The sequence below is a fragment of the Thermus caldilimi genome, from assembly GCF_004684245.1.
GTDB lineage: Bacteria > Deinococcota > Deinococci > Deinococcales > Thermaceae > Thermus > Thermus caldilimi.
In genome coordinates, this window is the sequence record NZ_CP038452.1 from 1,356,964 (window position 1) to 1,381,295 (window position 24,332).

General features: G+C 65.5%; 26 protein-coding genes and 1 pseudogene. 24 read left to right on the forward strand and 3 right to left on the reverse strand.

Features of this window, described 5'->3' with window-relative positions:
- The first annotated feature begins 43 nt into the window (after positions 1-43).
- Positions 44-685 (forward strand): hypothetical protein, encoded by a 642-nt coding sequence (locus EBI04_RS13885; protein ID WP_308418056.1) that lies wholly within the window; start codon positions 44-46, stop codon positions 683-685.
- 5 nt (positions 686-690) lie between these two features.
- Positions 691-1,914, forward strand: a complete 1,224-nt coding sequence (locus EBI04_RS13890) for an AfsR/SARP family transcriptional regulator (protein ID WP_308418057.1) — start codon at positions 691-693, stop codon at positions 1,912-1,914.
- On the opposite strand, the gene EBI04_RS06995 is transcribed toward EBI04_RS13890, so the two are convergent.
- A complete protein-coding gene (locus tag EBI04_RS06995; protein ID WP_135256857.1) occupies positions 1,901-2,674 on the reverse strand; it encodes a class I mannose-6-phosphate isomerase in 774 nt (257 codons plus the stop codon). The two genes, EBI04_RS13890 and EBI04_RS06995, sit on opposite strands and share 14 nt — an antisense overlap.
- 7 nt (positions 2,675-2,681) lie before the next feature.
- Here EBI04_RS06995 and EBI04_RS07000 point away from each other — a divergent pair, with 7 nt between their 5' ends.
- The 4 genes and pseudogenes from EBI04_RS07000 to EBI04_RS07015 all read left to right on the forward strand — a co-directional run bounded on the left by EBI04_RS07000 (position 2,682) and on the right by EBI04_RS07015 (position 5,312).
- Complete coding sequence (locus tag EBI04_RS07000) at positions 2,682-3,554, forward strand: SIS domain-containing protein (RefSeq protein WP_135256858.1); 873 nt, start codon at positions 2,682-2,684, stop codon at positions 3,552-3,554.
- Positions 3,555-3,567: 13 nt separating this feature from the next.
- The gene (locus EBI04_RS07005) at positions 3,568-4,251 is read left to right on the forward strand and encodes an endonuclease V (protein ID WP_135256859.1); all 684 of its coding nucleotides are present in this window, start codon (positions 3,568-3,570) and stop codon (positions 4,249-4,251) included.
- 10 nt (positions 4,252-4,261) lie between these two features.
- The gene (locus EBI04_RS07010) at positions 4,262-4,897 is read left to right on the forward strand and encodes a lysophospholipid acyltransferase family protein (protein ID WP_135256860.1); all 636 of its coding nucleotides are present in this window, start codon (positions 4,262-4,264) and stop codon (positions 4,895-4,897) included.
- A 122-nt stretch (positions 4,898-5,019) separates the two neighbouring features.
- Positions 5,020-5,312 (forward strand): annotated as a pseudogene (locus EBI04_RS07015) (HU family DNA-binding protein).
- A gap of 145 nt (positions 5,313-5,457) precedes the next feature.
- On the opposite strand, the gene ftsH reads toward EBI04_RS07015, so the two are convergent.
- Positions 5,458-7,341: an ATP-dependent zinc metalloprotease FtsH gene (gene ftsH, locus EBI04_RS07020; RefSeq protein ID WP_135256861.1), complete on the reverse strand. Its 1,884-nt coding sequence runs from the start codon at positions 7,339-7,341 to the stop codon at positions 5,458-5,460.
- Between the two features lie 125 nt (positions 7,342-7,466).
- Between ftsH and dnaK the strand changes: the two genes are divergently transcribed.
- The 18 genes from dnaK (at position 7,467) to EBI04_RS07110 (ending at position 22,662) form a co-directional block, all read left to right on the forward strand.
- Positions 7,467-9,326, forward strand: coding sequence for a molecular chaperone DnaK (gene dnaK / locus EBI04_RS07025; protein WP_135256862.1), 1,860 nt, complete (start codon positions 7,467-7,469; stop codon positions 9,324-9,326).
- Between the two features lie 61 nt (positions 9,327-9,387).
- Entirely contained in the window at positions 9,388-9,942 is a 555-nt protein-coding gene (locus tag EBI04_RS07030; RefSeq protein WP_135256863.1) for a nucleotide exchange factor GrpE, read from the forward strand.
- A 3-nt stretch (positions 9,943-9,945) separates the two neighbouring features.
- A complete protein-coding gene (locus EBI04_RS07035; RefSeq protein WP_135256864.1) occupies positions 9,946-10,785 on the forward strand; it encodes a DnaJ C-terminal domain-containing protein in 840 nt (279 codons plus the stop codon).
- Positions 10,772-11,008, forward strand: coding sequence for a chaperone modulator CbpM (locus EBI04_RS07040; RefSeq protein WP_135256865.1), 237 nt, complete (start codon positions 10,772-10,774; stop codon positions 11,006-11,008). The genes EBI04_RS07035 and EBI04_RS07040 overlap by 14 nt, the downstream gene beginning before the upstream one ends.
- 164 nt (positions 11,009-11,172) lie before the next feature.
- The gene (gene clpB, locus EBI04_RS07045) at positions 11,173-13,737 is read left to right on the forward strand and encodes an ATP-dependent chaperone ClpB (RefSeq protein WP_135256866.1); all 2,565 of its coding nucleotides are present in this window, start codon (positions 11,173-11,175) and stop codon (positions 13,735-13,737) included.
- Positions 13,738-13,750: 13 nt separating this feature from the next.
- The gene (locus tag EBI04_RS07050) at positions 13,751-14,140 is read left to right on the forward strand and encodes a ferritin-like domain-containing protein (RefSeq protein WP_135256867.1); all 390 of its coding nucleotides are present in this window, start codon (positions 13,751-13,753) and stop codon (positions 14,138-14,140) included.
- Positions 14,137-15,321: a VLRF1 family aeRF1-type release factor gene (locus EBI04_RS07055; protein ID WP_135256868.1), complete on the forward strand. Its 1,185-nt coding sequence runs from the start codon at positions 14,137-14,139 to the stop codon at positions 15,319-15,321. Before EBI04_RS07050 ends, EBI04_RS07055 begins: the two co-directional genes overlap by 4 nt.
- A 15-nt stretch (positions 15,322-15,336) precedes the next feature.
- Positions 15,337-15,753: an Hsp20/alpha crystallin family protein gene (locus tag EBI04_RS07060; RefSeq protein ID WP_135257904.1), complete on the forward strand. Its 417-nt coding sequence runs from the start codon at positions 15,337-15,339 to the stop codon at positions 15,751-15,753.
- An 11-nt stretch (positions 15,754-15,764) separates the two neighbouring features.
- Complete coding sequence (locus EBI04_RS07065; RefSeq protein ID WP_135256869.1) at positions 15,765-16,451, forward strand: metallophosphoesterase family protein; 687 nt, start codon at positions 15,765-15,767, stop codon at positions 16,449-16,451.
- 53 nt (positions 16,452-16,504) lie between these two features.
- The gene (locus EBI04_RS07070; protein WP_135256870.1) at positions 16,505-16,918 is read left to right on the forward strand and encodes an Hsp20/alpha crystallin family protein; all 414 of its coding nucleotides are present in this window, start codon (positions 16,505-16,507) and stop codon (positions 16,916-16,918) included.
- Positions 16,919-17,032: 114 nt separating this feature from the next.
- Positions 17,033-17,479 carry a DUF1931 family protein gene (locus EBI04_RS07075; RefSeq protein ID WP_135256871.1) on the forward strand — a complete coding sequence of 149 codons (447 nt, stop codon included), beginning with the start codon at positions 17,033-17,035 and terminating at the stop codon, positions 17,477-17,479.
- A gap of 2 nt (positions 17,480-17,481) precedes the next feature.
- Positions 17,482-17,901, forward strand: a complete 420-nt coding sequence (locus tag EBI04_RS07080; RefSeq protein ID WP_135256872.1) for a phosphate-starvation-inducible PsiE family protein — start codon at positions 17,482-17,484, stop codon at positions 17,899-17,901.
- Positions 17,898-18,371 carry a cation:proton antiporter regulatory subunit gene (locus EBI04_RS07085; protein WP_135256873.1) on the forward strand — a complete coding sequence of 158 codons (474 nt, stop codon included), beginning with the start codon at positions 17,898-17,900 and terminating at the stop codon, positions 18,369-18,371. Before EBI04_RS07080 ends, EBI04_RS07085 begins: the two co-directional genes overlap by 4 nt.
- Complete coding sequence (locus EBI04_RS07090; RefSeq protein ID WP_135256874.1) at positions 18,371-19,504, forward strand: cation:proton antiporter; 1,134 nt, start codon at positions 18,371-18,373, stop codon at positions 19,502-19,504. Before EBI04_RS07085 ends, EBI04_RS07090 begins: the two co-directional genes overlap by 1 nt.
- 64 nt (positions 19,505-19,568) lie before the next feature.
- A complete protein-coding gene (locus EBI04_RS07095; RefSeq protein WP_135256875.1) occupies positions 19,569-20,402 on the forward strand; it encodes an SDH family Clp fold serine proteinase in 834 nt (277 codons plus the stop codon).
- Between the two features lies 1 nt (position 20,403).
- The gene (locus EBI04_RS07100) at positions 20,404-21,036 is read left to right on the forward strand and encodes a rhomboid family intramembrane serine protease (protein ID WP_135256876.1); all 633 of its coding nucleotides are present in this window, start codon (positions 20,404-20,406) and stop codon (positions 21,034-21,036) included.
- 10 nt (positions 21,037-21,046) lie between these two features.
- On the forward strand, positions 21,047-21,499 hold the full coding sequence (locus tag EBI04_RS07105) for a CBS domain-containing protein (RefSeq protein WP_135256877.1): 453 nt from the start codon (positions 21,047-21,049) through the stop codon (positions 21,497-21,499).
- Entirely contained in the window at positions 21,499-22,662 is a 1,164-nt protein-coding gene (locus EBI04_RS07110) for a cation:proton antiporter (RefSeq protein WP_135256878.1), read from the forward strand. Before EBI04_RS07105 ends, EBI04_RS07110 begins: the two co-directional genes overlap by 1 nt.
- On the opposite strand, the gene EBI04_RS07115 is transcribed toward EBI04_RS07110, so the two are convergent.
- Complete coding sequence (locus EBI04_RS07115) at positions 22,652-24,304, reverse strand: transglycosylase SLT domain-containing protein (RefSeq protein WP_135256879.1); 1,653 nt, start codon at positions 24,302-24,304, stop codon at positions 22,652-22,654. The two genes, EBI04_RS07110 and EBI04_RS07115, sit on opposite strands and share 11 nt — an antisense overlap.
- Between the last annotated feature and the right edge of the window lie 28 nt (positions 24,305-24,332).

Below are 24,332 nucleotides of genomic sequence, written 5' to 3' on the forward strand. Positions count from 1 at the left end.
GAGCTTATCTGAGGGCTACGCCCTTCATCCCCTCCTGAAGGAGATGGCCAAGCGTAGCCTGCGCAAGGAAGTGCAGGAGGCCGTACGCCAAAGCGCCACCCGCCTTCCCCCTCTTCCTCTGGCCGAGGCTTACTGGGAAGCGGGCCTCGAGGGGGAACTTTTGGACCTGCTGGAGCGCCCCGTCACCCTTTCCATCCCCGCAGAAAGGCTTTTGGAGTGGGAAAACCTCCTGCGCCGCGGGGGCCCCAGGGCCCATCTGCGGCTCGGGGAGGCCCTGGCCCAGTGCGGAAGGAAGGAGGGGCTATCCCTTCTGGAAAAACTGGCGGAATCCCAGGCGGACAAGGACCCGCCCCTTGCCCTCACCGCCTTAGGGCACCTGGCCTACTACTTTTCCGAAACCCTTTTGGGGAAGGATCTTTCCCGGGCCCGCACCTACCTGGAAAAGGGTCTGGAGCTGGTTCCAAGGGTGAAGCCGGAGCTGGCTGGCCGCTTCCTGAACGACGTGGCCCGGGTGCCCTTCGCCGAGGGCAAGCCGGAGGAGGCCGCCCGCCTCCTGGAGGAAGCCCTCAGGTACCTCCCCCGGAAAGCCCCTACCGCATCGCCCCCCTTTCCAACCTGGCCCTGCTTCGCTTTGAGCTTCAGGGTCGCCTTGGGGAGAGGATCCAGGCCCTGGAGGGAGCCTTAAGGCTCATGGAGGAGCACATGCCCCAGAACATCCCGGGGCACCTCCGGGACCTGGGGTGGCTCCACCTTCTCCTGGGGCAAAGGGAAAAGGCCCGCACCTACCTGGAAAAGGCCGCCCAAGCCCCCGGAAGCCCCTTGGCTTCCCTCGAGGCCAAGATGCTCCTTGCCCACCTGGAAGGGGATGCCGAGGCCCTTGGTCGGCTCGTGGTCCAAGCAGAGCTTTGGGAAACGCAAAACCTGGTGGAAAAAGGACGGGCCCTTTTGGCTGGGTTGAAAGGGGATCCGGCCCCTCTTGAGGGGCTTTCCGGCTTTTTCCCAAGCCTCACCCGGGCCCTCCTGCAAAAAGACCCAGGCCTCCTTCCCCCCTACCCCGAAAGCCGGGAGGAAAGGCTTTTCTGGCATGCCGCCCGCTACCGCCTCTTGCGGAAAGAGGGGGATCTGGAAGCCCTCCTCGCCCTAACCGACGCCAAGGAGGGCATCCTCCCCGGCCTCCTTCCCCTGGAAAGCCTGCCTAGGAAGCGGCCCGAGCTTTCCCGGGCCTACCCCCTCTTGGACCTCTTGCGCCTGGGCTGGAAGGAGGCCATCGCCCTGAGGCTTCCAGAGATACCCCCTTTGAAGGTCCAGGTGGTGGGGCGCTTCCATGTGGAAAACCCCTTGGGGCCCGTGGAGCTAAGGGGCAAGGCCAAGGAGGTCTTCGCCCTTTTGCTCCTCCGCCTTCCCCGGGAGGAGGTGGCCTTCGCCCTTTGGCCGGACATACCCGAGGCGGCGGCCCTGAACAACCTGTACGTTTGGCTAGCCCGCCTGCGGAAGCTCCTGGAGCCCTGGGGGGTTCCCACCTACCTGGGGGAGGAGGGGTTGGTACGGGTGACCTCCGACCTGGAGGCTCTGGAAGAAGTCCTTGTGCAGGAGGATGCGGAAGAGGTCCTTCGCCTTTACCAGGAACCCCTGTTCCCCGGCCTGGACCACCCTCATCTGGACCGCAAGCGGGAGGAGGTCTTCCACCGGGTGCGGAACCTTTTCCTAAAGAGGAGGGAACCCCGCTTTCTGGAGCGCCTCTTGGAGCTGGACCCCCTGGACGAGGAAGCCCTCATCCCCCTGGTGGAATCCTGCCTATCCCAGGGGCAACGGGCCCGGGCCCGAAAGCTCTTGGAACACTACCGAAAAAGGCTTTGGGCGGAGCTTGGGGAAAAACCCTCCCCCAGGGTGGAAGCCCTTTTCAGGACCCTGTAGGGCTCGCCCCGAGGAAAAACCCCTCCCCTTTCACCCGGACCCCTTCCCCCGGCTCCAGAAGGAAGGTGGCCGGGGGTGCCAAGGAAGTACCCTCCACCTGGGCTTCGCCCTGCAGGAGGGTGAGGAGAAGGGGAGCCTGGGGCTTAAGATGAAGGACCCCCCGCAAGGGATAGCGATAGAGGTGGAAATAGGGCGTCTTGAGGAGGCACTCTCCCCCTTCCACCGGCTCGGGCCGGACTGGGGGTAACGGGATGGGCTCCAGAATGGCCACCTCGAGGGCCTTGTCCAGATGTAGCTCCCGGGGGCGGCCGTAATCGTAAAGCCGGTAGGTGAGGTCCGAGGGCGTCTGCACCTCGTAGACCCTCACCCCCGGGCCCAAGGCATGCACCACCCCGGCGGGCAGGTAGAGCACCTGGCCCGGGGCCACGGGAATCCGGTTCAGGATAGGGTCCAGGTTCCCGCTGGCCACAGCATCCCTAAGCTCCTCGGGGCCCACCCTCCGGGAAAAGCCGTAAATCACCTCCCCCGGGGTAAGCACGTACCAGGCCTCGTATTTGCCGGGCCTCCCTTCCTTCTCTAGGGCATAGGCATGGGGTGGGTGAACCTGCACGGAAAGCCATTCCGCTGGGTCCAGGATCTTCACCAGGAGGGGCTCTTCCGAAAGCCATACCTCCCCCACCCCAGGGCCGAAGCCCAGGGCACCTCCCCCCCAGGGACGCGGTACCGGATTGGGACGGAAAAGCCTCACGAGGGTTAGCATAAGGGGTATGCGCGACCTGGACCGCGAGGAAACCTATCTCTCGGACCGCCGGGGCCTGGCCCTGGAGCTTCGCGATCTGGTGGGCTCGGGACCCGTGCCCACCCGGTCCTACCCCACACCCCACGCCGCCTTGGGCTATGGGGAGGGCCACTTCGCCGCCCGGCTGTCCGGCCTTCCCGACTGGACGGAGGAGGGAACCCTGTTCGTGCTGGAGGGAGGGTACGACCTGGGAGAGGCCGCTGCCCTTTCCCTTCTGGCGGAAACGGAGCGGGTGCAGGTGGTCAAGGTGGGCCTCCGCCCCGGGGTTGAGGTCTACCTGTCCCCTAGCCCCCTGAACCCTTACCGCTACCTGCGCTTCCTCCTTCTGGCCACGGGACAGGAGGAAGCCCTCTCAGAGGTGGATAGGGCTTTGCTGGAGGAACGAAAACGCCTCACCCCGGAAATCCCCCTCGAGGAGAACCCCGCCAAGTTCCTGGCCTACACCCTGGTGGAGCGGATCCCCCTCCTCTACGCTCCCTTTTACCGTCCCTTGGAGGAAGCGGCGCAAAGCCTTTTCGCCCGCATCGGGAAAAGCCTGACCCTCACCCCACCCCATAGCGCCCTGGAGTTTTTCCTCACGGGCCTCGAAGCCCGCCACGAGCAGGGAGACCCCCTGGCCGCCGTCCTCCTAGGGGAGGGGGAGGCGGTGAGGCTCGCCAAGGAAATCCTGGAAACCCGGGTGGACGCCATCGCCGAGGTGCCCGCCCCCACGGGAAGCCGCCTGGCCCAGGCCCTGGCCCTCTGGTACCGGTTGGCCTGGACCGCCTACTACCTGGCCCTCCTCTACGGGGTAGATCCCTCCGACCTGGAGGTGCTGGAGCGCCTCCGGGAGGCCACCTGACCCTGGGAGTTTTGTGGAGACGCCCCCCTTTCCCAAACCGGGAAGCCTCGAGGCGGCCCTTGCCCTGCAAAAGGCCCTGGCCCAGCGGGTGGTCCTGGAGGGGAGCCTGGAGGGAGTGAAGCGCATTGCTGCCCTGGACGCTTCCCATAAAAGGGGGAAGCCCCTGGTAGCCGTGGCGGTGCTCTATCACCTGGAAAGGGGCCCCCTGGCCCTGGGGGTAGGGGTGGTGCCCGAGGAAGCCCTCTTCCCCTACATCCCCGGCTTCCTCTCCTTCCGCGAGGCTCCTGCCTATCTCCAGGCTCTACAGGCGCTTCCCGAGCCACCCGAGGCCCTTTTGGTGGATGGCCAGGGCATCGCCCATCCCCGAGGCCTGGGCATCGCCAGCCACCTGGGGGTACACCTGGACCTCCCTAGCATCGGGGTGGCCAAGGGTTTGCTCTACGGCCACCTCGAGGCTCCCTTGCCCCTGGAAGCGGGAGGTGCGGTAAGGCTTCTCTCCCCGGAAGGCCGCCCCCTGGGCTACGCCTACCGCAGCCGAAAGGGGGTCAAGCCCCTTTTCATCTCCCCAGGGCACAGGGTGGGCCTGGAGGAAGCCTTGGCCTTCGTGAAGCACCTTCCCACCCGCTTCCGCCTACCGGAACCCTTGCGCCTGGCCCACCTCGAGGCGGGCAAGGCCCTCCGCAGGCTGGACCCGTAAACTGGAACCCGTGGAGGCACACCGGCCGAATCCCGTCTACCGGGCCGCCTGGTACCTGGCCCGGTTTCTCCTGCACCTCCTTTTCGGCTACCGGGTGGAGGGAGCGGAAAACGTTCCGCAAGAGGGCCCCGTCATCCTGGTCAGCAACCACCTCTCCATCCTGGACCCCATCGCCATCGGAGCTGGGGTGCGCCGTCCCGTGAGTTTCCTGGCCCGGGCCGACGTCTTCCGCCTACCCTTCCTCTCCTGGCTTTTGCCCCGGCTCTACGCCATCCCCGTGGAGCGGGGGCAAAGCGACCTTTCCGCCATCAAGGGCGCCATCCGGGCCCTGGAACGGGGCATGGCCTTCGGCATCTTCCCGGAAGGCACCCGAAGCCGCACAGGCAGGCTCCAGCCCTTCAAAACCGGAGTGGCGGCCATCGCCCTGCGCACCGGAAGCCCGGTGGTACCCGTGGCCGTGGTGGGCACGGAAGAGGCTTGGCCCGTGGGCCGAAAGCTCTTCCGCCTGCGCAGGCCCATCCGGGTGATCTACGGCAAACCTATACCAGTTCCGAGGCTCTCCCGCTTTACCCACCAGGAGCTGGAAAGCCTGACCCAGGAGATAGAGGCCCGGGTACGGGAACTCCTGCCACCCCAGTACCGCTAGAGCCAATACTTCCGTTATCACACATTGCTATACACAGGTATACAAATAGGTCGGAGTATTGCGTGGTTGCATTCAGGCGTGCTATAGTCCTTGCGGAAGGGAAAAGAGGAAGGAGGTGAAGAATGGCAACAAAGAAAACGGTCACCAAAGCGGATCTGGTGGATCAGGTGGCTGCCACCACGGGCCTCAAGAAGAAGGACGTGAAGGCAGCGGTGGATGCGTTCCTCTCCAAGGTGGAAGAGGCCCTCTCTGGGGGAACAAGGTCCAGCTCACCGGCTTCGGCACCTTTGAGGTGCGCAAGCGCAAGGCCCGCACCGGCGTGAAGCCCGGCACCAAGGAGAAGATCAAGATCCCCGCCACCCAGTATCCTGCCTTCAAGCCGGGCAAGGCCCTCAAGGAAAAGGTCAAGAAGTAAGGTATTCCCTTCCCCCGGGGGGCTAAAGCTCCCCGGGTTTATTCCGCCTCCTACCCCTATGCCGTGCCCGTAGGTGTCCCAGAACACCACGCGGGCAAGGATTTTCCGGGGCCCTCACCTTGGCTTTCGCCAAGGCGGGATGGTATCAAGCTCCGCCCAGGGCTCCTCCGGGTTTGACCTTGGGCACCACCCGGGGGGTTTCCTTTTCCGGGCGCTCCTGAGGGGTGCTTTCCTCCTCCTCCAGGGGCAGGCCCTCCACCACCTTTTGGAACTCCTCGGCGGTGAGGGTTTCCCGCTCCAGGAGGGTCTCCGCCACCCGCTCTAGGATCTCCCGCTTCTCCTGAAGGAGATTCTTCACCCGCTGGTACTGCTCCTCGATGAGGCGGCGTACCGCCTCGTCGATGCGCTTAGCGGTTTCCTCGGAGTACTGGCGCACGTCGTACCCGCCCAGGTAGGTGTCCTCTCGCACGGCGTAGGCCACGGGGCCAAACTCGGGGTGCATGCCCCACTCGGTGATCATGCGCCGGGCCAGCTCCGTGGCCTGGCGGAAGTCGTTTTCTGCCCCCGTGGTCACGTCCTCAAAGATGAGCTCCTCTGCCACCCGCCCGGCCAGGGCCACGGCGATCTGGTCCAGGAGGCGGTTTCGGCTCCAGTGGAGCATATCCTCCCGCCTGGGCATCATGAAGCCCAAAGCCCGTCCCCGGGGCACGATGGTCACCTTGTGCACCCCGTCGGCGTGCTCCAGGAAGTGGGCGGCCAGGGCATGCCCCGCCTCATGGTAGGCGGTGATCTTGCGGTCGCGGGGAGTGAGGACCAGGCTCTTCTTGGCCGGCCCCATCATCACCCGGTCGGCGGCCTCCTCCAGGTCCTTCATGGTGATCTTCTTCCGGCCTTCCCGGGCCGCCAGGAGGGCCGCCTCGTTCAAGAGGTTCTCCAGGTCCGCACCCACGAAGCCCGGGGTACGCTTGGCCAGAAGGGCCAGGTCCACATCCTCCGCCAGGGGCTTACCCCGGGCGTGGATGCGGAGGATCTGCTCCCTACCCCTCACGTCAGGGGCATCGATGGCCACCTGGCGGTCAAAGCGCCCCGGGCGCAGGAGGGCCGGGTCCAGGACATCGGGCCGGTTGGTGGCGGCCATGACGATGATGGTAGAGTCCTTTTCAAACCCGTCCATCTCCACCAGGAGCTGGTTCAGGGTCTGCTCCCGTTCGTCGTTGCCGCCCCCAACACCTGCCCCGCGCTTGCGGCCCACGGCGTCGATCTCGTCGATGAAGACGATGCAGGGGGCGTGGCGCTTGGCGGTTTCAAAGAGGTCCCTGACCCTGGCCGCCCCCACCCCCACGAACATCTCCACGAAGTCGGAACCGCTTGCGGTGATGAAGGGCACCTTGGCCTCCCCGGCCACCGCCCGGGCGATGTGGGTCTTCCCCACCCCAGGGGGGCCCACCAGAAGGACCCCCTTGGGAATCCTGGCCCCCATCTCGTGGAAGCGGGCGGGGTTTTTGAGGAACTCCACGATCTCCTTGAGCTCCTCCTTGGCCTCTTCCGCCCCGGCCACGTCCTTGAAGGTGACCTTGGGGGCTTCGGTAAGCACCTTGGCCCGGCTCTTGGTAAAGCTGAAGGCGGAGTCCGAGGGCCCAGTGCGCCCATTGCGGGAGAAGTAGAAGAGGGCGCCCACCAAAAGGCCCACCAGGAGAAGGGGCCACAGGAAGCCCAAAGGGCTTTGGCCCTGGGGGGGCTCCACCCGCACGTTGACCCCCTTGCGCATCCAGGCCTCGAGGGTCTGGTTGTCCGGGGGGCTGGCGGCGTAGGTGGTGAAGGTGGAGCCATCGGTGAGGGTGCCCTGGATGCGGGTATCCCCGGCCCGCACCACCACCTCCTTCACCCGCCCCGCCTGCAGGTCCTCCAGGAAGGTGGTGTAGTTCACTCCACCCCCAGGGTTCCCCGCCGTGCCCGCCAGGCTGAAGGCCCAGGCCAAAAGGAGCAGGCCCAACACGAAGACCAAAAAGTTCAAGGGAAGCCGGGACATGTCTTCTTTTAGGGTACACGCCCCCGGGGAAATCCGGGTAGCCCAAAGCACCATGATATAAGCATGCTCAAGTCTCTTGACTTATCCATGTGGCATGGTCTATGCTTGAAACGAGAGGTGTAGCTATGGCTAAGGCAGTGGGCATTGACTTGGGCACCACCAACAGCGTGATCGCCGTCATGGAGGGCGGCAAGCCCGTGGTTCTGGAAAACGCCGAGGGGGAACGCACCACCCCCAGCGTGGTGGCCTTCCGGGATGGCGAAACCCTGGTGGGCCGCATGGCCAAGCGCCAGGCGGTCCTGAACCCCGAGGGCACCGTCTTTGAGATCAAGCGGTTTATCGGCCGCCGCTGGGAGGAGGTCCAGGAGGAGGCCAAGCGGGTCCCCTACAAGGTGGTCCCCGGGCCCGATGGCGGGGTGCGGGTGGAGATCAAGGGCAAGCTCTACACCCCCGAGGAGATCAGCGCCATGGTCCTCCGCAAGCTGGTGGAGGACGCCTCCAAGAAGCTCGGGGAAAGGATCACCAAGGCGGTGATCACCGTGCCCGCCTACTTCAACAACGCCCAGCGGGAGGCCACGGCCAACGCCGGGCGGATTGCGGGCCTCGAGGTCCTGCGCATCATCAACGAGCCCACCGCGGCCGCCTTGGCCTACGGCCTGGACAAGAAGGGGAACGAGACCGTCTTGGTCTTCGACCTGGGGGGCGGCACCTTTGACGTGACGGTGCTGGAGATCGGCGAAGGGGTCTTTGAGGTGAAGTCCACCTCCGGGGACACCCACCTGGGCGGCAGCGACATGGACCACGCCATCGTGAACTGGCTGGCCGAGGAGTTCAAGCGGGAGTACGGGGTGGACCTCAAGGCGGACCGCCAGGCCCTCCAGCGCCTCATCGAGGCGGCGGAAAAGGCCAAGATCGAGCTTTCCAGCACCTTGGAAACCACCATCAGCCTCCCCTTCATCGCCCTGGACCCCGCCAGCAAAACCCCCTTGCACCTGGAGAAGCGGCTCACCCGGGCCAAGTTTGAAGAGCTGATCGAGCCCCTTCTGAAGCGCCTCCGCGCGCCTGTGGAGCAGGCCCTGAAGGACGCGGGGCTCTCCCCGAGCCAGATCGACGAGGTCATCCTGGTGGGCGGGGCCACCCGGGTTCCCGCGGTACAGCGGGTGGTGAAGGAGCTTTTGGGCAAGGAGCCTAACCGCTCCGTGAACCCCGACGAGGTGGTGGCCATGGGAGCCGCCATCCAGGCCGGGGTGCTGATGGGCGAGGTGCGGGACGTGGTCCTCTTGGACGTCACCCCCCTCTCCCTGGGGGTGGAGACCAAAGGTGGGGTGATGACCGTGCTCATCCCCAGGAACACCACCATCCCCACCCGCAAGTGCGAGATCTTCACCACCGCCGAGCACAACCAGACCGCGGTGGAGATCCACGTCCTCCAGGGGGAACGCCCCATGGCCCAGGACAACAAGAGCCTGGGCCGCTTCCGCCTCGAGGGCATCCCCCCTATGCCCGCTGGAGTCCCCCAGATCGAGGTCTGCTTCGACATCGACGCCAACGGCATCCTCCACGTGACCGCCAAGGAGAAGTCCACCGGCAAGGAGGCCTCCATCACCATCCAGAACACCACCACCCTCTCCGAGGAAGAAATCCAGCGCATGATCCAGGAAGCCCAGCGCCACGCGGAGGAGGACCGCCGCCGCAAGGAGCACGCCGAGCTCAAGAACACCTTGGACTCGGCCCGCGTGCAGGCGGAAAGGGTGCTTCAGGAGAAGCAAGGCAGCCCCGAGGCGCGCTCCCATCTGGAGGCGGCCATCGCCAAGGCCAAGGAGCTTTCGGAGAAGGATGCCTCCGACCCCGAGCTGAAGGCCGCCACGGAGGAGCTTCTTAAGGCAGTGGAGGCCTACGAGAAGGCCGCCACCGCCGGGACCACTGGGGCATCCAGCCGTGGCCCTGACGACGTGATCGACGCCGACTACAAGCCCGCCGACTAAAGCCCCCCTGCCCTGGCCCCTGCCGGGGCAGGGGCTTCCCCTTACCCCCTTTGGAGGAAGCATGGAGAAGGAACGTGAGGAAACCCAACAGGAGCAGGCCGCCCAGGTGGAGCAAGACCTTAAGGCGGTGGGCGAGGAGGCCATGGCCCTGGAACAACGCCTCCTGTCCCTGGAGGAAGAGCTCCGAGCCCTGAAGGACCGGTATGTGCGCCTCCTTGCCGACTTTGACAACTACCGCAAGCGCATGGAGGAGGAACTTAAGCTTAGGGAGCGGGAAGGGATCCTCAGGGCGGTCAGGGCCCTTCTCCCCGTCCTGGACGACCTGGAGCGGGCCTTAGAGTTCGCCGAGGCCAATCCAGAGAGCATCCTCAGAGGGGTTAAAGCGGTGCGGGAGGGCTTCTTCCGCATCCTGGCGGGGCTTGGGATCGAGGAGGTACCCGGGGAAGGGGAGGCCTTTGACCCCCGCTACCACGAGGCCATCGGCCTCCTCCCTGGAGAGCCCGGCAAGGTGGCCCGGGTTTTCCAGCGGGGCTTCCGCCTGGGCGAGGCCCTGGTGCGCCCGGCCCGGGTGGCGGTGGGAGAGGAGAAAAACCCTGAGGACGAGGGCATGGAGTAGGCCATGAAGGACTACTACGCCATCCTGGGGGTACCGAGGAACGCCACGCAGGAGGAGATCAAGCGGGCCTACAAGCGCCTGGCTCGCCAGTACCACCCCGACGTCAACAAAAGCCCCGAGGCGGAGGAGAGGTTCAAGGAGATCAACGAGGCCTACGCCGTCCTCTCCGACCCGGAAAAGCGCAAGCTCTACGACGCCTACGGCACCACCACCCCGCCCCCACCTCCGCCCCCTGGGGGGTACGACTTCTCCGGGTTTGAGGTGGAGGACTTTTCCGACTTCTTCCAGGAGCTTTTCGGCGGAGGGCTCTTCGGGGGTATGGGCCGCAGGACCCGGTCCCGCAAAGGCCGCGACCTCCGGGCGGAAATAGCCCTCACCCTGGAAGAAGCCTTCCGGGGTGGGGAAAAGGTGCTGGAGGTGGGGGGAAGGCGGGTTTCCGTGAAGATCCCCCCTGGGATCCAGGAGGGAAGCGTCCTGCGCCTTCCCGGCATGGGGGGCCCTGGGGAGCCGCCGGGGGACCTTCTCCTTACCGTGCGGCTTCTCCCCCATCCCGTGTTCCGCCTGGAGGGCCAGGACCTCTACGCCACCTTGGACGTGCCTGCGCCCATCGCCGTGGTGGGGGGCAAGGTGCGGGCCCCCACCCTGGAGGGCCCGGTGGAGGTCACCATCCCCCCTAAGACCCAGGCGGGAAGGAAGCTTAGGCTCAAGGGCAAGGGCTTCCCCGGGCCCGGGGGCCGGGGCGACCTCTACCTGGAGGTGCGCATCGTCATCCCCGAGCATCTCTCCCCGGAGGAGGAAGCCCTTTGGCGGAAGCTAGCGGAGGTGCACCATGCTCGCGCGTAGCGAGTGGCTCTCCCTCGAGGCCCTGTCGGCCTACGGCCTCTCCTTGGGCGCGGTGCGGGCCTACGTGGAGATCGGCTTCGTGGAGCCTTTGGAGGCGGCGGGCACCTGGTACTTCCGGGAAGAGGACCTCTTGCGCATGGCCAAAGCGGAGCGCATCCGCCGCGACCTGGGGGCCAACCTCATCGGGGCCGCCCTGGTGGTGGAGATCCTGGAGCGCCGCTGATCCGGGACATCCTTACTCTTCCCTTCCCCCTACAATAGGGCTAAAGCGCTTCCTCCCTCTCGATCCGCGCGTTCCCCCTTTCCCTACCTCCCAGAGCTCATTTACAACTATCTTGACATTAGCTTTATCAAGCGATATGCTTGAGTTAGCTGGAGGCAAGGGGTATGAACCTGGAACGCTGGACGCAAGCCGCCCGCGAAACCCTGGCCCAGGCGCAGGTCCTGGCCCGGCAGATGCGGCACCAAGCCATCGACCTGCCCCACCTTTGGGCGGTGCTCCTGCGGGATCCCTCCGGCCTGGCCTGGAGGCTTTTGGGAAAGGCTGGGGCCGATCCCAAAGCCCTGAAAGAGAGCCAAGAGAAGGAGCTGGCCCGCCTGCCCCGGGTGGAGGGGGCGGAGGGCGGGCAATACCTGACCCCCCGGCTCTCCGGAGCCTTTGGCCGGGCCGAGGCCCTCATGGAGGAGCTCAAAGACCGCTTCGTGGCCCTGGACACCCTGGTCCTGGCCCTGGCGGAGGCCACCCCCGGCCTCCCAGGGCTGGAAGCCTTGAAGAAGGCCCTGCAAGAACTAAGAGGAGGTAAGACCGTGCAGACGGAACACGCGGAAAGCACCTACAACGCCCTGGAGCAGTACGGCATCGACCTGACCCGGCTCGCCGCCGAGGGCAAGCTGGACCCGGTCATCGGCCGCGACGAGGAGATAAGGCGCACCATCCAGATCCTCCTCCGCCGCACCAAGAACAACCCCGTGCTCATCGGCGAGCCGGGGGTGGGCAAAACCGCCATCGTGGAGGGCCTGGCCCAACGCATCGTCAAGGGGGACGTGCCGGAGGGGTTGAAGGGCAAGCGCCTCATCTCCTTGCAGATGGGCTCCCTGCTGGCCGGAGCCAAGTACCGGGGGGAGTTTGAGGAGCGCCTGAAGGCGGTGATCGGGGAGGTGGTGGGAAGCCAAGGGGAGATCATCCTCTTCATCGACGAGCTCCACACCGTGGTGGGTGCGGGTAAAGCCGAAGGTGCGGTGGATGCGGGCAACATGCTGAAGCCCGCCCTGGCCCGGGGGGAGCTAAGGCTCATCGGGGCCACCACCCTGGACGAGTACCGGGAGATCGAGAAGGACCCTGCCTTGGAAAGGCGCTTCCAGCCCGTCTACGTGGACGAGCCCAGCGTGGAGGACACCATCTCCATCCTGCGGGGCATCAAGGAGAAGTACGAGGTGCACCACGGGGTGCGTATCTCCGACCCGGCCATCGTGGCGGCGGCAGTCCTCTCCCACCGCTACATCACGGAAAGGCGCCTCCCCGACAAGGCCATCGACCTCATCGATGAGGCGGCGGCCCGCCTGCGCATGGCCCTGGAAAGTGCCCCTGAGGAGATCGATACCCTGGAGCGCAAAAAGCTCCAGCTGGAGATTGAGCGTGAGGCCCTCAAGAAGGAGAAGGACCCGGACTCCCTGGAGCGCCTGAAGGCCATCGAAGGGGAGATCGCTACCCTCACCCAGGAGATCGAAAAGCTCAAAAGGGAGTGGGAGGCAGAGCGGGAGGTCCTGAAGCGGCTCCGCGAGGCCCAGCACCGCCTGGACGAGGTAAGGCGGCAGATCGAGCTGGCCGAACGCCAGTACGACCTGAACCGGGCCGCGGAGCTCCGCTACGGGGAGCTTCCCCGCCTCGAGGCCGAGGTGGAGGCCCTCTCCGAAAGGCTCAAAAACGCCCGCTTCGTGCGCCTGGAGGTAACCGAGGAGGACATCGCCGAGATCGTCTCCCGCTGGACGGGGATCCCCGTCTCCAAGCTCCTGGAAGGGGAAAGGGAGAAGCTCTTACGGCTTGAGGACGAGCTCCACAAGCGGGTGGTGGGGCAGGAGGAGGCCATCCGGGCCGTGGCCAACGCCATTCGCCGGGCCCGGGCGGGCCTCAAGGACCCGAACCGCCCCATCGGAAGCTTCCTCTTCCTGGGCCCCACGGGGGTAGGTAAGACCGAGCTGGCCAAGACCCTGGCCGCCACCCTCTTCGACACCGAGGAGGCCATGGTGCGCATCGACATGACGGAGTACATGGAGAAGCACGCCGTCTCCCGCCTCATCGGGGCCCCGCCCGGCTACGTGGGCTACGAGGAAGGTGGGCAGCTCACCGAGGCGGTGAGGCGGCGGCCCTACACGGTCATCCTCTTCGACGAGATCGAGAAGGCCCACCCCGACGTCTTCAACCTCCTCCTGCAGATCCTGGACGACGGCCGCCTCACCGACTCCCACGGGCGCACCGTGGACTTCCGCAACACGGTGATCATCCTCACCTCCAACCTGGGAAGCCCCCTGATCCTCGAGGGCATCCAGAAGGGCTGGCCCTACGAGCGCATCCGGGAGGAGGTCTTCACCGTGTTGCAACGGCACTTCCGCCCCGAGTTCCTGAACCGTCTGGACGAGATCGTGGTCTTTAGGCCCCTCACCCGGGAGCAGCTGCGGGAGATCGTGGAGATCCAGCTCCAAAGCCTCAGGGCCCGCTTGGCGGAAAAGCGTATCACCCTTACCCTCACCGAGGCCGCCAAGGACTACCTGGCCGAGCGGGGCTATGACCCGGTCTTCGGGGCTAGGCCCCTGAAGCGGGTGATCTCCCGGGAGCTGGAAACTCCTCTGGCGGTGAAGATCCTGGCCGGGGAGGTCAAGGAGGGGGATGCCGTGGTGGTGGACGCTGGCCCCACGGGGCTGATCTTCCGCACCCCCGAGCGGGTAGAGGCCTGAGAAAGGAGGCGGCATGAGCGTGGTGGAAGTCCTGCAAAAGGCCTACCAGGATGAGCTTCTGGATGCCCTGCGGGCGGAGCGGGCGGCGGAAAGGGTCCCCTACCCCCACATCCGGGCCCTCCTCCTGGAGGTGGCCCGTAGGGAGCGGGGCCACGCCGAGACCATCGCCGAGGCCCTCCGCCGCCTCGGGGCCTCCCTTCCCCCTACCCCCAAGGCGGAGGAAGAGGGCTGGGAAGCGCTGCTCCGCCTCCTTTCCGAGGAGGGGTTTGACCGAAGCTACTACCTGGAGAGCACCTTCCCTGACCCCGAACTGGAGCGTCTCTTCACCCGGCTGGGCCAGGAGGAAAGGCTCAACCAAGAAGCCGTGCGCAAAGCCGTGGCCCTTTTAGGAGGTGGCCTATGATCGGAAAGGAAGAAATCCGGCGCATCAAGGAAACCCTGGCTATCGCAGAGGGGCCGATCCTCTCCCTCTACCTGGACATCAACCCCGCCAAGCCGGAAAACGCCGGCAGGGCCTACGCCCTGAGGGCCAAGGACGCCATGAAGGCCCTGGGGGTGCCCCAGGACCTGCAGGATAAGGTCCTGGAAGTGTTGAAAAACCAGGTTCTGGAGGCCAAGACCGCCGTCTTCTTCGCCAAGGACAAGCTCTTTGAAACCCTCTTGCTCCAGGTGGAACTGCCCTTGGTCTCCAGCCTCAAGACCACCTTCTTGGGGGAAAAGGAAAGCCGCTTCCTCACGGACGGGGCCTTAGCCCACTACGGCGAACCCTTCCCCCTCCCCCTCATCTACGCCCTGGACGAGTACGAGCGCTATGGCGTGGTTTACTTAGACCAGGAGCGCTGGCGGGTGTTTGAAATCTTCCTGGGCGAGATTCAGGAAGTGGGGGATGCTTTCCTCGCTCTGGATACCGAGGCCTGGCGGCGGCTTTCCCTGGACGCCCCAGGGCGCCGCTTCAACCTGGCGGGTATCTCCCGGGGCGGGGCGGGACAGGACCTCTTCGCCAAGCGCCTGGCTGCCTGGGAGGAGCGCTTCTACAAGAACCTGGCCCACGAGCTGGAGAAGTTGACCCAGGAAAGGGGCTTCACCCGCCTGGTCCTCATGGGCCCCGAGGAGCACACCAAGCTTTTCCTGGGCTACCTGCCCAAGCGCCTCAAGGAAAAGCTGGTGGCCCTGCTTCCCTCCCTGCCCCACCCCGGGGCCAGCCCTGGCGAGGTGCTCAAGCGGCTGGAGCCTGTCCTGGAGGAGATAGAACGCAAGGGAGAGGTGGAGCTTCTCGAGAAGCTGGAGGAAGCCTACCCCAAAGCGGTCTTCGGCCCCGAGGCGCTGGAGAGGGTGCAGGAGGGACGGGTGGAACTCTGGGTGCTTCCCTGGCACCTGGACCAGACCGCCTACGCCTGCGACGGGATCCTCTTCCCCGATGAGGCCCGGGCCCTGGCCCAGTGCCAAAACCCCGAGGCCAAGCCCCTGGCCGTGGTCCTGCCCGAGCTGGCCGCAGGGTATGCCGCCAAGCTGGAGTTCGTGCGGGGGGAAGCGGAGAAAGAACTTCTGGAGCGCGGGGGCATGGCCGCGCTCCTGAGGTGGTGAGAGGAGGTGAGGAGAATGGTGCGGTTTGATCCTTTTAGGGAGCTGGAGGAGTTGCAGGAGCGTTTGGCGCGGGCCTTCGGTGCCGCCCCGCAACAGGGGCCTCGGGTCTTCGCCCCCCCGGTGGACGTGATGGAGGACGCGGAGGGGCTCCACATCCTGGTCTACCTGCCTGGGGTGGAACCGGAGCGGGTGGAAGTGGTGGCGGAGGAAGGGGTGCTCTCGGTGAAAGCCGAACGTCCTTTTGAGAAGAAGGAGGGCGTGGTGTACCACCGCCTGGAAGGCTCCTACGGCACCTTCGCCCGCAGCTTCAACGTGCCCAGCACCTTTGCCCTCTCCCGGGTGCAGGCCCGCTTCCGCCACGGGGTGCTCCACCTTCTGGTGCCCAAGGCCGAGGAAAGTAGGCCCAAGAGGATCCAGGTGCAGGTGGAATAAGGGGGTGAGGTATGCGGCGGACCACGCGGTACATCCTGGCCACTTCCAACCCCATGGGCGACCTCGAGGCCCTGGAGAAGCTGGTGAAGCTGGCTCCGGAAACGGGGGCAGACGCCTTGGCCCTGGTGGGCAACCTCATGCCCAAGACGGCGAAAAGCCGCGACTACGCCGCCTTCTTCCGCATCCTTTCCGAGGCCCATCTGCCCACCGCCTACATCCCCGGGCCCCAGGACGCCCCCATCTGGGAATACCTCCGGGAGGCCGCCAACATCGAGCTGGTGCGACCCGATATGCGCAATGTCCACGAAACCTTCACCTTCTGGAAAGGGCCTTACCTGGTGGCCGGGATAGGCGGGGAGATCACCGATGACGGCGAGCCCGAGGAGCATGAAGCCCTGCACTACCCCGCCTGGGTAGCGGAGTACCACTTGAAAGCCCTTTGGGACCTTAAGGACTACCCCAAGATCTTCCTCTTCCACACCAACCCCCACCACAAGGGCCTGGGGGAGGGAGGCTCCCACGAGGTGGCCCACCTCATCAAGACCCATAACCCCCTCCTGGTGATCACCGCAGGCAGGGGCCAGAAGCACGAGATGCTGGGGGCAAGCTGGGTGGTGGTGCCGGGCGACCTCTCCGAGGGGGAGTACAGCCTCCTGGACCTGAGGGCAAGGAAGCTGGAAACCGGGAACGTGCGCTAAGGCCGTAGGGCCCCGCCTTTGGGCGGGGCCCTATACCCTAAAAGGAGGTCAGGATGCTGGAGAAGCTTTGGCCCTTCGGTCGGAATCGGGTGCGCAAGGCTTTTGAGGAAGCCCTCGAGAAGGTTTTTAAGGAAGAGGGGGGAACCCTGGAGCCCCTCTCGGAACTTTCCGAGCACGAGGACCACTACCTGTTGCGGGTGGAAGTGCCGGGCCTGGGCCCGGAGAACCTGGAGGTGCGCCTCGAGGGGGACCAGCTGGTGGTGGAGGGGGAGAAAAAGGAGGAAAAGCGCACCAAACACCTCTCGGAGATCGTCTACGGGCGTATCTACCGCGCTTACCTCCTCCCCAAGGACGCCAAGAGGGAAGGCCTCGAGGCCAAGCTCCACAAGGGCGTGCTGGAGATAAGGATCCCCCGGGAGAAGCGCCCGCCCGAACCCCCCGTGAAGATCCCCGTGCAAGAGAGCTAAGTCCCCCACCAACCCCAGGCTCCCCGCCTCGGGTTGGTGGCTCTTTTATCAGGTGTCTTGACACGATTGATGTCAATCTTTATCTTGGAACTTGGAACAAAGAGGTGAGCGAGTATGTTGATGAAAACAGCCGAGTTTGAAAAGCTCTTCCGCCTGGCGGCGGGGCTGGACGTGGACAAGAACGACCTCAAACGCCTTTCCGATTTCCTCAGGAACAAAATCTACGACCTTCTGGTGGTAGCGGAGCGCCATGCCAAGTACAACGGCCGGGACATCATCCTTGAGCCTGACCTGCCCCTGACCAAGGGGCTTCAGGAAACCCTAAAGGAGTTCCGGACCATGGACACCCTTCTGGAGCTCAAGCCCGTGCTGGACGCCCTGGCCTCTTTGCCCCCTTTGGACCTGGAGATCTCCGAGGACGTGCGCCAGCTGCTCCCCGAGGTGGCCGGGGCTCTGGTGGTGGCCTACGCCCGGGTGCTCAAGGAACTGGACCCCAGGCTTAAGAATCCGCAAACCGAACACCACGAGCGTGCTGAGCGGGTCTTTAACCTTCTTCTCTAGGCATGAGCCAGGACCTGCTTCTTTCCCTATACCGCCGGGCTACCCGCTTGGTCTTCAACCTAGTGGTGGTGGCCCTCCTGGTGGGGCTCTTCGTGGGGGTGGGGCGCACCTTCCTGGAGCTGGGCCTCACCCTTACCGAGCCCACGGTGCGCCTGGGCCTTAAGGAACTGGTAACCAACGTCCTCAGCCTGGTCATCGTCCTGGAGCTGGTGCGGGTCTTCGTGGAGTACTTTGAGTTCGAAAGGGTGCGCCTCGAGGTCCTCCTGGAGATCGGGGTGGCCCTGAGCCTGCGGGAGCTTCTCCTTCTCCTCTTTGCGGAGAAGCTTTCTGGTCTGGATCTCTTCTTCTGGACCCTGGGCATCCTGGCCCTGGTGGCCGGGCGCACCCTGGCGGTGCGGTTTCCTCCTGGGAGGCGCGCATGAGGGTGGAGGAAGCGGTGCTTCCCGGCGTGGGGCGGAAGTATACCATCACGGTGCAAAGCGGCGACCGGATCGTCATCGTGGTCCACCACTCGGGGAAACGGGAACTTCAGTACTTTGAGGCGGGGGAGGAAGAGGAGCCCACCATGGCCTTGGACCTCACCGATGAGGAGGCCCGGGAGCTGGGGGCCATCCTGGCGGGGGTGCTTTTCCACCCCGAGGCGGTGGGGGACACCCAAAGCAAACTGGGCGAGAAGGTCATCGAGTGGATCAAGGTCCTGCCCGGCTCCAAGCTGGTGGGCAAGCGGGCGGGAGAGCTTGCCCTACCCCCTGGGGCCCATCTCCTGGCCGTGGACCGGCCTGGGGCGCCCATGATTCCCAACCCCCCGCCCGAGGTGGTGCTGGAGGTGGGAGACACCTTGGTGGTGGCGGGAAGCCGCGAAGCGGTGGAAGCCCTTAAGAGGACCCTCTGATGCACCCTTCTGTGGAGGCCTTTACCCTGGCCGCAGGGCTTTTGGCCCTGGGAGCCCTCCTGGTCCACCGCTTCGGTTTCCCTCCTCTACCCGTCTACCTCCTCACCGGCCTCCTGGTGGGACAAGGGCTGCCCGTGGAAGAGCTGGAACCCCTCCCCTCCTTGGGGCTTCTCCTCCTCCTCTTCTCCGTGGGGCTGGAGTTCGGTCCCGACCGGCTCAAGGGGTTATCGGGCAAGGCGATCCAGGCGGGCCTGTACGACGCCCTCGCCCTGCCCCTGGGGTTTCTCCTGGGGCTCCTCGCCGGGCTGGACCTTCGGGGCGCCGCCCTCTTGGCCGGGGTCATTTACGTGAGCTCCAGTGCGGTGATCGTCAAGCTAATCATCGACCTGCGGCGAGCGGCCAATCCGGAAAGCGAGGTGGTCCTTGGAGTTTTAGTCCTTGAAGACCTGGTGGTGGCCATCCTCCTGGCCCTCCTGGGGGGACACGGCCCCGTGGGCTTTCTGGGAGGGGTGGCCTTAGCCCTGGCCTACCTGCTCTTCGCCCGCTTCGTCGGTCCCAAGCTGGTCTCCTGGATGGAAGGGCTATCTGATGAGCTCATCCTCCTCCTTGGGGCCACCTTCACCACCGGGACCGCCCTGCTTTTCCACGCCATCGGGGCTTCGGAAGGTGTGGGGGCGTTTCTTGCCGGAGTCATCGCCGCCGCCTTGGGCCTTCGAGAAAGGCTAGAGCACCTCTTCGGCTCCGTGCGAGATCTGGGCGTGGCCCTTTTCTTCCTGGTGGTGGGAGCCAAGGCCTTGAGTCTTTTCCAAGGTGTGACGCCTGGCGTTCTGGGGCTAGCCCTTCTCGGGCTCCTTGTGAAGCTTCCCCTAAACCATGCGGGGGGTACCCGAGTGGGGCTTTCCCGCAAACGCCGGCTCTACAGCGCCCTTTACCTGGTGCCTCGAGGGGAGTTCAACCTGGTCCTGGGTGCCTTGGCCCAGGCCCAGGGCTACCCCCTGGTGGCCCAGGTGGCGGTGCTGTTGGTGCTCCTTTCCATCCCTTTGGGGGCCCTCCTCATCCGGTTTGCCCCCGAGCTTGGCAGGCTCCTTCTCCGGGAAGCCCCTAGGCCCCGCCGTCCCGCCCGCTCCCCCTAAGCGCCCCGCCACGGCCCAAGCCACGGTGGAACCCCGCGGCGCGGCCTTTGGTTATACTCTCCTCATGGAAATCTTCTTCCAGCTTTTCTGGCTCTTCTTCATCCTTTCTGCCCTAACCCCCTACCTGCAACAGCAGATGCTCCTGGGAGCCAGGGCCCGGAAGATCGCCGAGCTGGAGCGCAAGCGGAAAAGCCGGGTCATTACCCTCATCCACCGCCAGGAGGCCGTGAGCTTCTTGGGCATCCCCATCAGCCGCTTCATCAACATCGACGACTCGGAGCAGGTCCTAAGGGCCATCCGCCTCACGGACAAGAACATGCCCATCGACCTCATCCTCCACACCCCAGGGGGCCTGGTCCTGGCGGCGGAGCAGATCGCCGAGGCCCTGTTGCGCCACCCCGCCAAGGTCACGGTCTTCGTGCCCCACTACGCCATGTCCGGGGGTACCCTCATCGCCTTGGCCGCGGACGAGATCGTCATGGACGAGAACGCGGTCTTGGGCCCCGTGGACCCTCAGCTTGGCCAGTACCCGGCGGCCAGCATCCTCAAGGTGCTGGAGAAAAAGCCCATCCAGGAGATCGACGACCAGACCCTGATCCTGGCGGACGTGGCGGAAAAGGCCCTCAAACAGGTGAAGGCCACGGTGAAAAGCCTCCTCATGAAACGCATGCCCGAAGAGAAGGCCGAGGAGGTGGCCACCCTCCTCTCCCAGGGCACCTGGACCCACGACTACCCCATCGACGTGGCCCAGGCTCGGGATATGGGCCTACCCGTGAGCACGGAGATGCCTCTGGAGGTCTACGAGCTCATGGACCTCTACCCCCAGGCCCAGGGGGGTAAGCCCAGCGTGCAGTACGTGCCCGTACCCTATCGTCACCAGCAGCCCGGGAGGCCTTAGGGTGTTTCCCCTCTACGACATCAACCACGCCCGCCGGCCCGCCTATGGGGTGAAAGGGCTGGTCTTAGCCAATGCCCTGGCCTTTCTTTGGCAACTCTCCGTGGGCCTGGAGTGGTCTGCCGAAGCCTACGGCTTTATCCCTGCCTTGTTCTTTCAGGACCCTGCGGGCCAGGGCTACCGCCTCCTCACCAGCATGTTCCTCCACGGGAGTTTCTTTCACATTCTCTCCAATATGTGGTTCCTCTGGGTCTTTGGAGACAACGTGGAGGACCGCATGGGCCACGGGCGCTTCCTCCTCTTCTACCTCCTCGGGGGGCTGGCCGCGGCCCTAGCCCAGGGGCTTTTCTCCCTCACCTCCACCCTCCCCATGATCGGGGCCAGCGGGGCGGTCTCGGCGGTGCTGGGGGCGTATTACATCCTCTTCCCCAGGGCCTACGTGGTCTCGGTGATCCTCTTCATTTTCCCCCTCTTCGTCACCTTCCCCGCGGGGTTCTACATCGGGTATTGGGCCTTTCTTCAACTCTTCCAGGGGCTTTTGGGCCTACCTGGGGTGGCCTGGTGGGCCCACCTGGGGGGATTCCTTTTCGGCGTCCTCACGGCCCAGCGCTTTGCCCCCAGGTGGCGGCGCTGGTAAACTTTAGCCCATGAAGGTAGCCGAACTCATGACCCCAAACCCCGACACCATCGGGCCCGAGGCCACCTTGGAAGAGGCCGCCCGGCGCATCCTGGAAAAGCGCTACGGCAGCCTGCCTGTGGTGGATCGGGAGGGATGCCTACTGGGGCTACTCCAGGTGGAGGAACTCCTTCCCCGCCCCGAGAACATCCCCTTCTCCGATGTGGAGGCTCTGCAGCTTTTCGGGGAGTGGGTGGACGGGGAATTTTTAGAGGATATCTACCGACGCTACCAGAAAACGCCGGTAAAGGCTGTGATGCGTACGGACATCCCCCGTTTGCACCCTGAAGACCCGGTGGGCAAGGCCTTGGAAACCCTCCTCACCAGCGAGGTGCGCCACCTTCCGGTGGTAGACCAAGGCAACAGGGTGGTGGGCATCCTCACCCGGAGCGACTTCCTCAAGCTCATCCTGAGGAGGCGGTGATGCATGGAGCTGGGCACATCCTCGAGGTCTTCTACCTCATCCTGGCCGCCCAGGTCATGGCCTTCCTCTTCAAGCGCCTGAACCAACCCGTGGTGATCGGGGAGGTGCTGGCCGGCATCCTGGTGGGCCCCGCCCTCCTGGGTTGGGTGCACGAGGGGGAGATCCTGGAGTTCATCGCCGAGCTCGGGGCCATCTTCCTCCTCTTCATGGTAGGCCTGGAAACCCGCCTCCGGGACATCTTGGCCGTGGGCAAGGAGGCCTTCCTGGTAGCCGTCTTGGGGGTGGCCTTCCCCTTCGTGGGGGGGTACCTCTTCGGCCTCCAGATCGGCTTCGCTACCCTGCCCTCCTTATTCCTGGGCACCGCCTTAGTGGCCACCAGCGTGGGCATCACCGCCCGGGTGCTGCAGGAGCTTGGGGTCCTCGCCCGCCCCTACGCCCGCATCATCCTGGGGGCTGCGGTCATCGACGACGTGCTGGGCCTCATCGTCCTGGCGGTGGTGAACGGGGTAGCCAAAACAGGGCAGGTGGAGCTGGGGGCCATTCTGCAACTTATCCTGCTCTCCGTGGTGTTCGTGGGGCTAGCGGTCCTCCTCTCCCCCCTTTTCGCCCGCCTGCCCTTGGAGCGGCTCCCGGTGGGTAGCCCGGTGGGCTTCGCCCTGGCCCTGGGGGTGGGCATGGCCGCCTTAGCGGCCTCCATCGGCCTGGCCCCCATCGTGGGGGCCTTCCTAGGAGGCATGCTCCTTTCCGAGTTGCGGGAAAAGTACCGCCTGGAGGAGCCCATCTTCGCCATCGAGGGCTTCCTGGCCCCCATCTTTTTCGCCATGGTAGGGGTGCGGCTGGAGCTCGCCGCCCTCGTCTCCCCCGCCACCTTGGTGGCGGGGACCATGGTCACGGTGATCGCCATCCTGGGCAAGGTCCTGGGGGGGTTCCTGGGTTCCTTGACCCAAGGGGTACGGTCCGCCCTCACCGTGGGAGTGGGCATGGCCCCTCGAGGGGAGGTAGGGCTCATCGTGGCCGCCTTGGGCCTGGCCGCGGGAGCGGTGAACGAGGAGGAGTACGCCATCGTCCTCTTCATGGTGGTCTTCACTACCCTCTTTGCCCCCTTCGCCCTCAAGCCCCTCATTGCCTGGACGGAAAGGAGCCTACGCCAGGCTAAGGAATAGCCCGGTAGGCGGCGTAGGCGGAAAGCACCTTAGCCAGGTACTCCCGGGGCTCATCCCGCTCCTGGAAGCGCAGGAAGGCGTAAAGATCTCCTTCCCGGGCGATGCCCCTCAGGGTGTAGCCAATCCCCCCGTTGTAGGCGGTGAGGGCGCAGGCCACCTGCTCCAGGCCTTCGAAGGCGGCGCACCGCTCCATGAGCCAGCGCAGGTAGCGGGCGGCGTAGCGGACGCTGACCTCTGGATCGAAGGGGTCGGCGGGGGGCTCCCCCAGCACGCGGGCCACGTCCGCCCAGGTGCTCCGCAGAAACTGGGCCAGCCCCAAGGCGCCTGTGGGGCTCACCGCCCGGGGGTCAAAGCGGCTTTCCACGTGGAGGAGGGCATAAAGCAGGTTGGGGTCTAAACCCTCCTTCCCGGCATAGGCCTCCACCCATTCCCGGTAGGGGCGGGGGTAGGCCAAGAGGGTGGGCCAGGCGACCCGGATCCCCTCCCGGTAGGCCCCCAGGCGGTAAAGGAGAGGCACCAGGGCAGGCCAGTCCCCAGGCCTTTGCCAAAGGGCGTAGCGCACCACCCCCCGGGCCCAGGCCGCCTTGCCCGAGGCCACCAAAGCCTCCACCAGGGGGGCCTCAGGGGGCGGGGGGGAAGAAAGGGCGGGGGGTGGAGGCGGAGGCTCCTTCCCCAAGAGGAGGCCTAGCCCTCCCTCAAGAAGGCTTAAGGCCTCTCCCCGAACCTCCCCAAGCCCCAGTTGCTCCGCCAGGAAATAGGCCCGCAAGGCGGCGTCGTCCGCATAGGGGCTCTTCGTCCGGGCAAGTTCCAGGTAGAGCCCCAAAGCCTCCCGCCCAAGCCCTTGCTTCTCCAAAAGAGCCGTGGCCCGCCAGAGGCCCTCAGGGGTGCTCTGGCGGTAAGCGGCCACCGCCTCGAGGGTCCTCCCCATTTCCTCCCAGATCCTTCCCTGGGCGTAGCGGCTTTCCGGGTGGTCATAGCGGGCCAGAGCTTCCAGGGCCTCCTCCCTTCGCCCAAGCCGCCACAGGGCGTAGCCCAGGCCCAAGTACCCCCTGGGATCCCGCCTGGCCCACGCCTGATAAAAGGGTAGGGCCTCCTGGTAGCGCCCCAGCTGGAAAAGGGCCTGGGCCCGGAGGTCGGGCCGCGCCCCCTCGGGGAGCACCCGCAGCAGGGCCTCGTAGGCCCGCCCCTGGAAGAGGGCTTCCCAAAGCCGCTCCCCTTCTCCCAAGGCCAGAAGGGCCGAAACGGCCTCCTCCTCCGGCAAAAGCCTCTGCCAGGCGGAGAAGGCCCTGGGATCCCCGGCGGCGGTGAGCAAGGGGGCGGCCTTGCGCCAGGCCTCCTTCGCCTCCCAGCCCGGCTCAAAGGCCCGCACCTCTTCTAAAAAAAGGGCGTAGCGCCAGGCGTACTCCGCCCGCTCGGCCAGGGGCACCTCCTCCTGCTCCCGCAAATCTGTTTGCCCGCTGGGCCAAGCATCCCGGTCTACAAGAAGCCAGCCCGCCAGCATGCGGGCGTACCCCTCTCCCCCCAAGGCCACCTGGCGCACCTCCTCCGTCACGCCCCTTTCCAGGCTGGCAAAGGGTTCAGGCAAAGCCTGGCTCCGGCAAGAGGTAAGGGCAACCCAAGAAAGGACGAGAAGCCACCGCACACCCCCACCCTAAGGGAAAAAGGTGAGA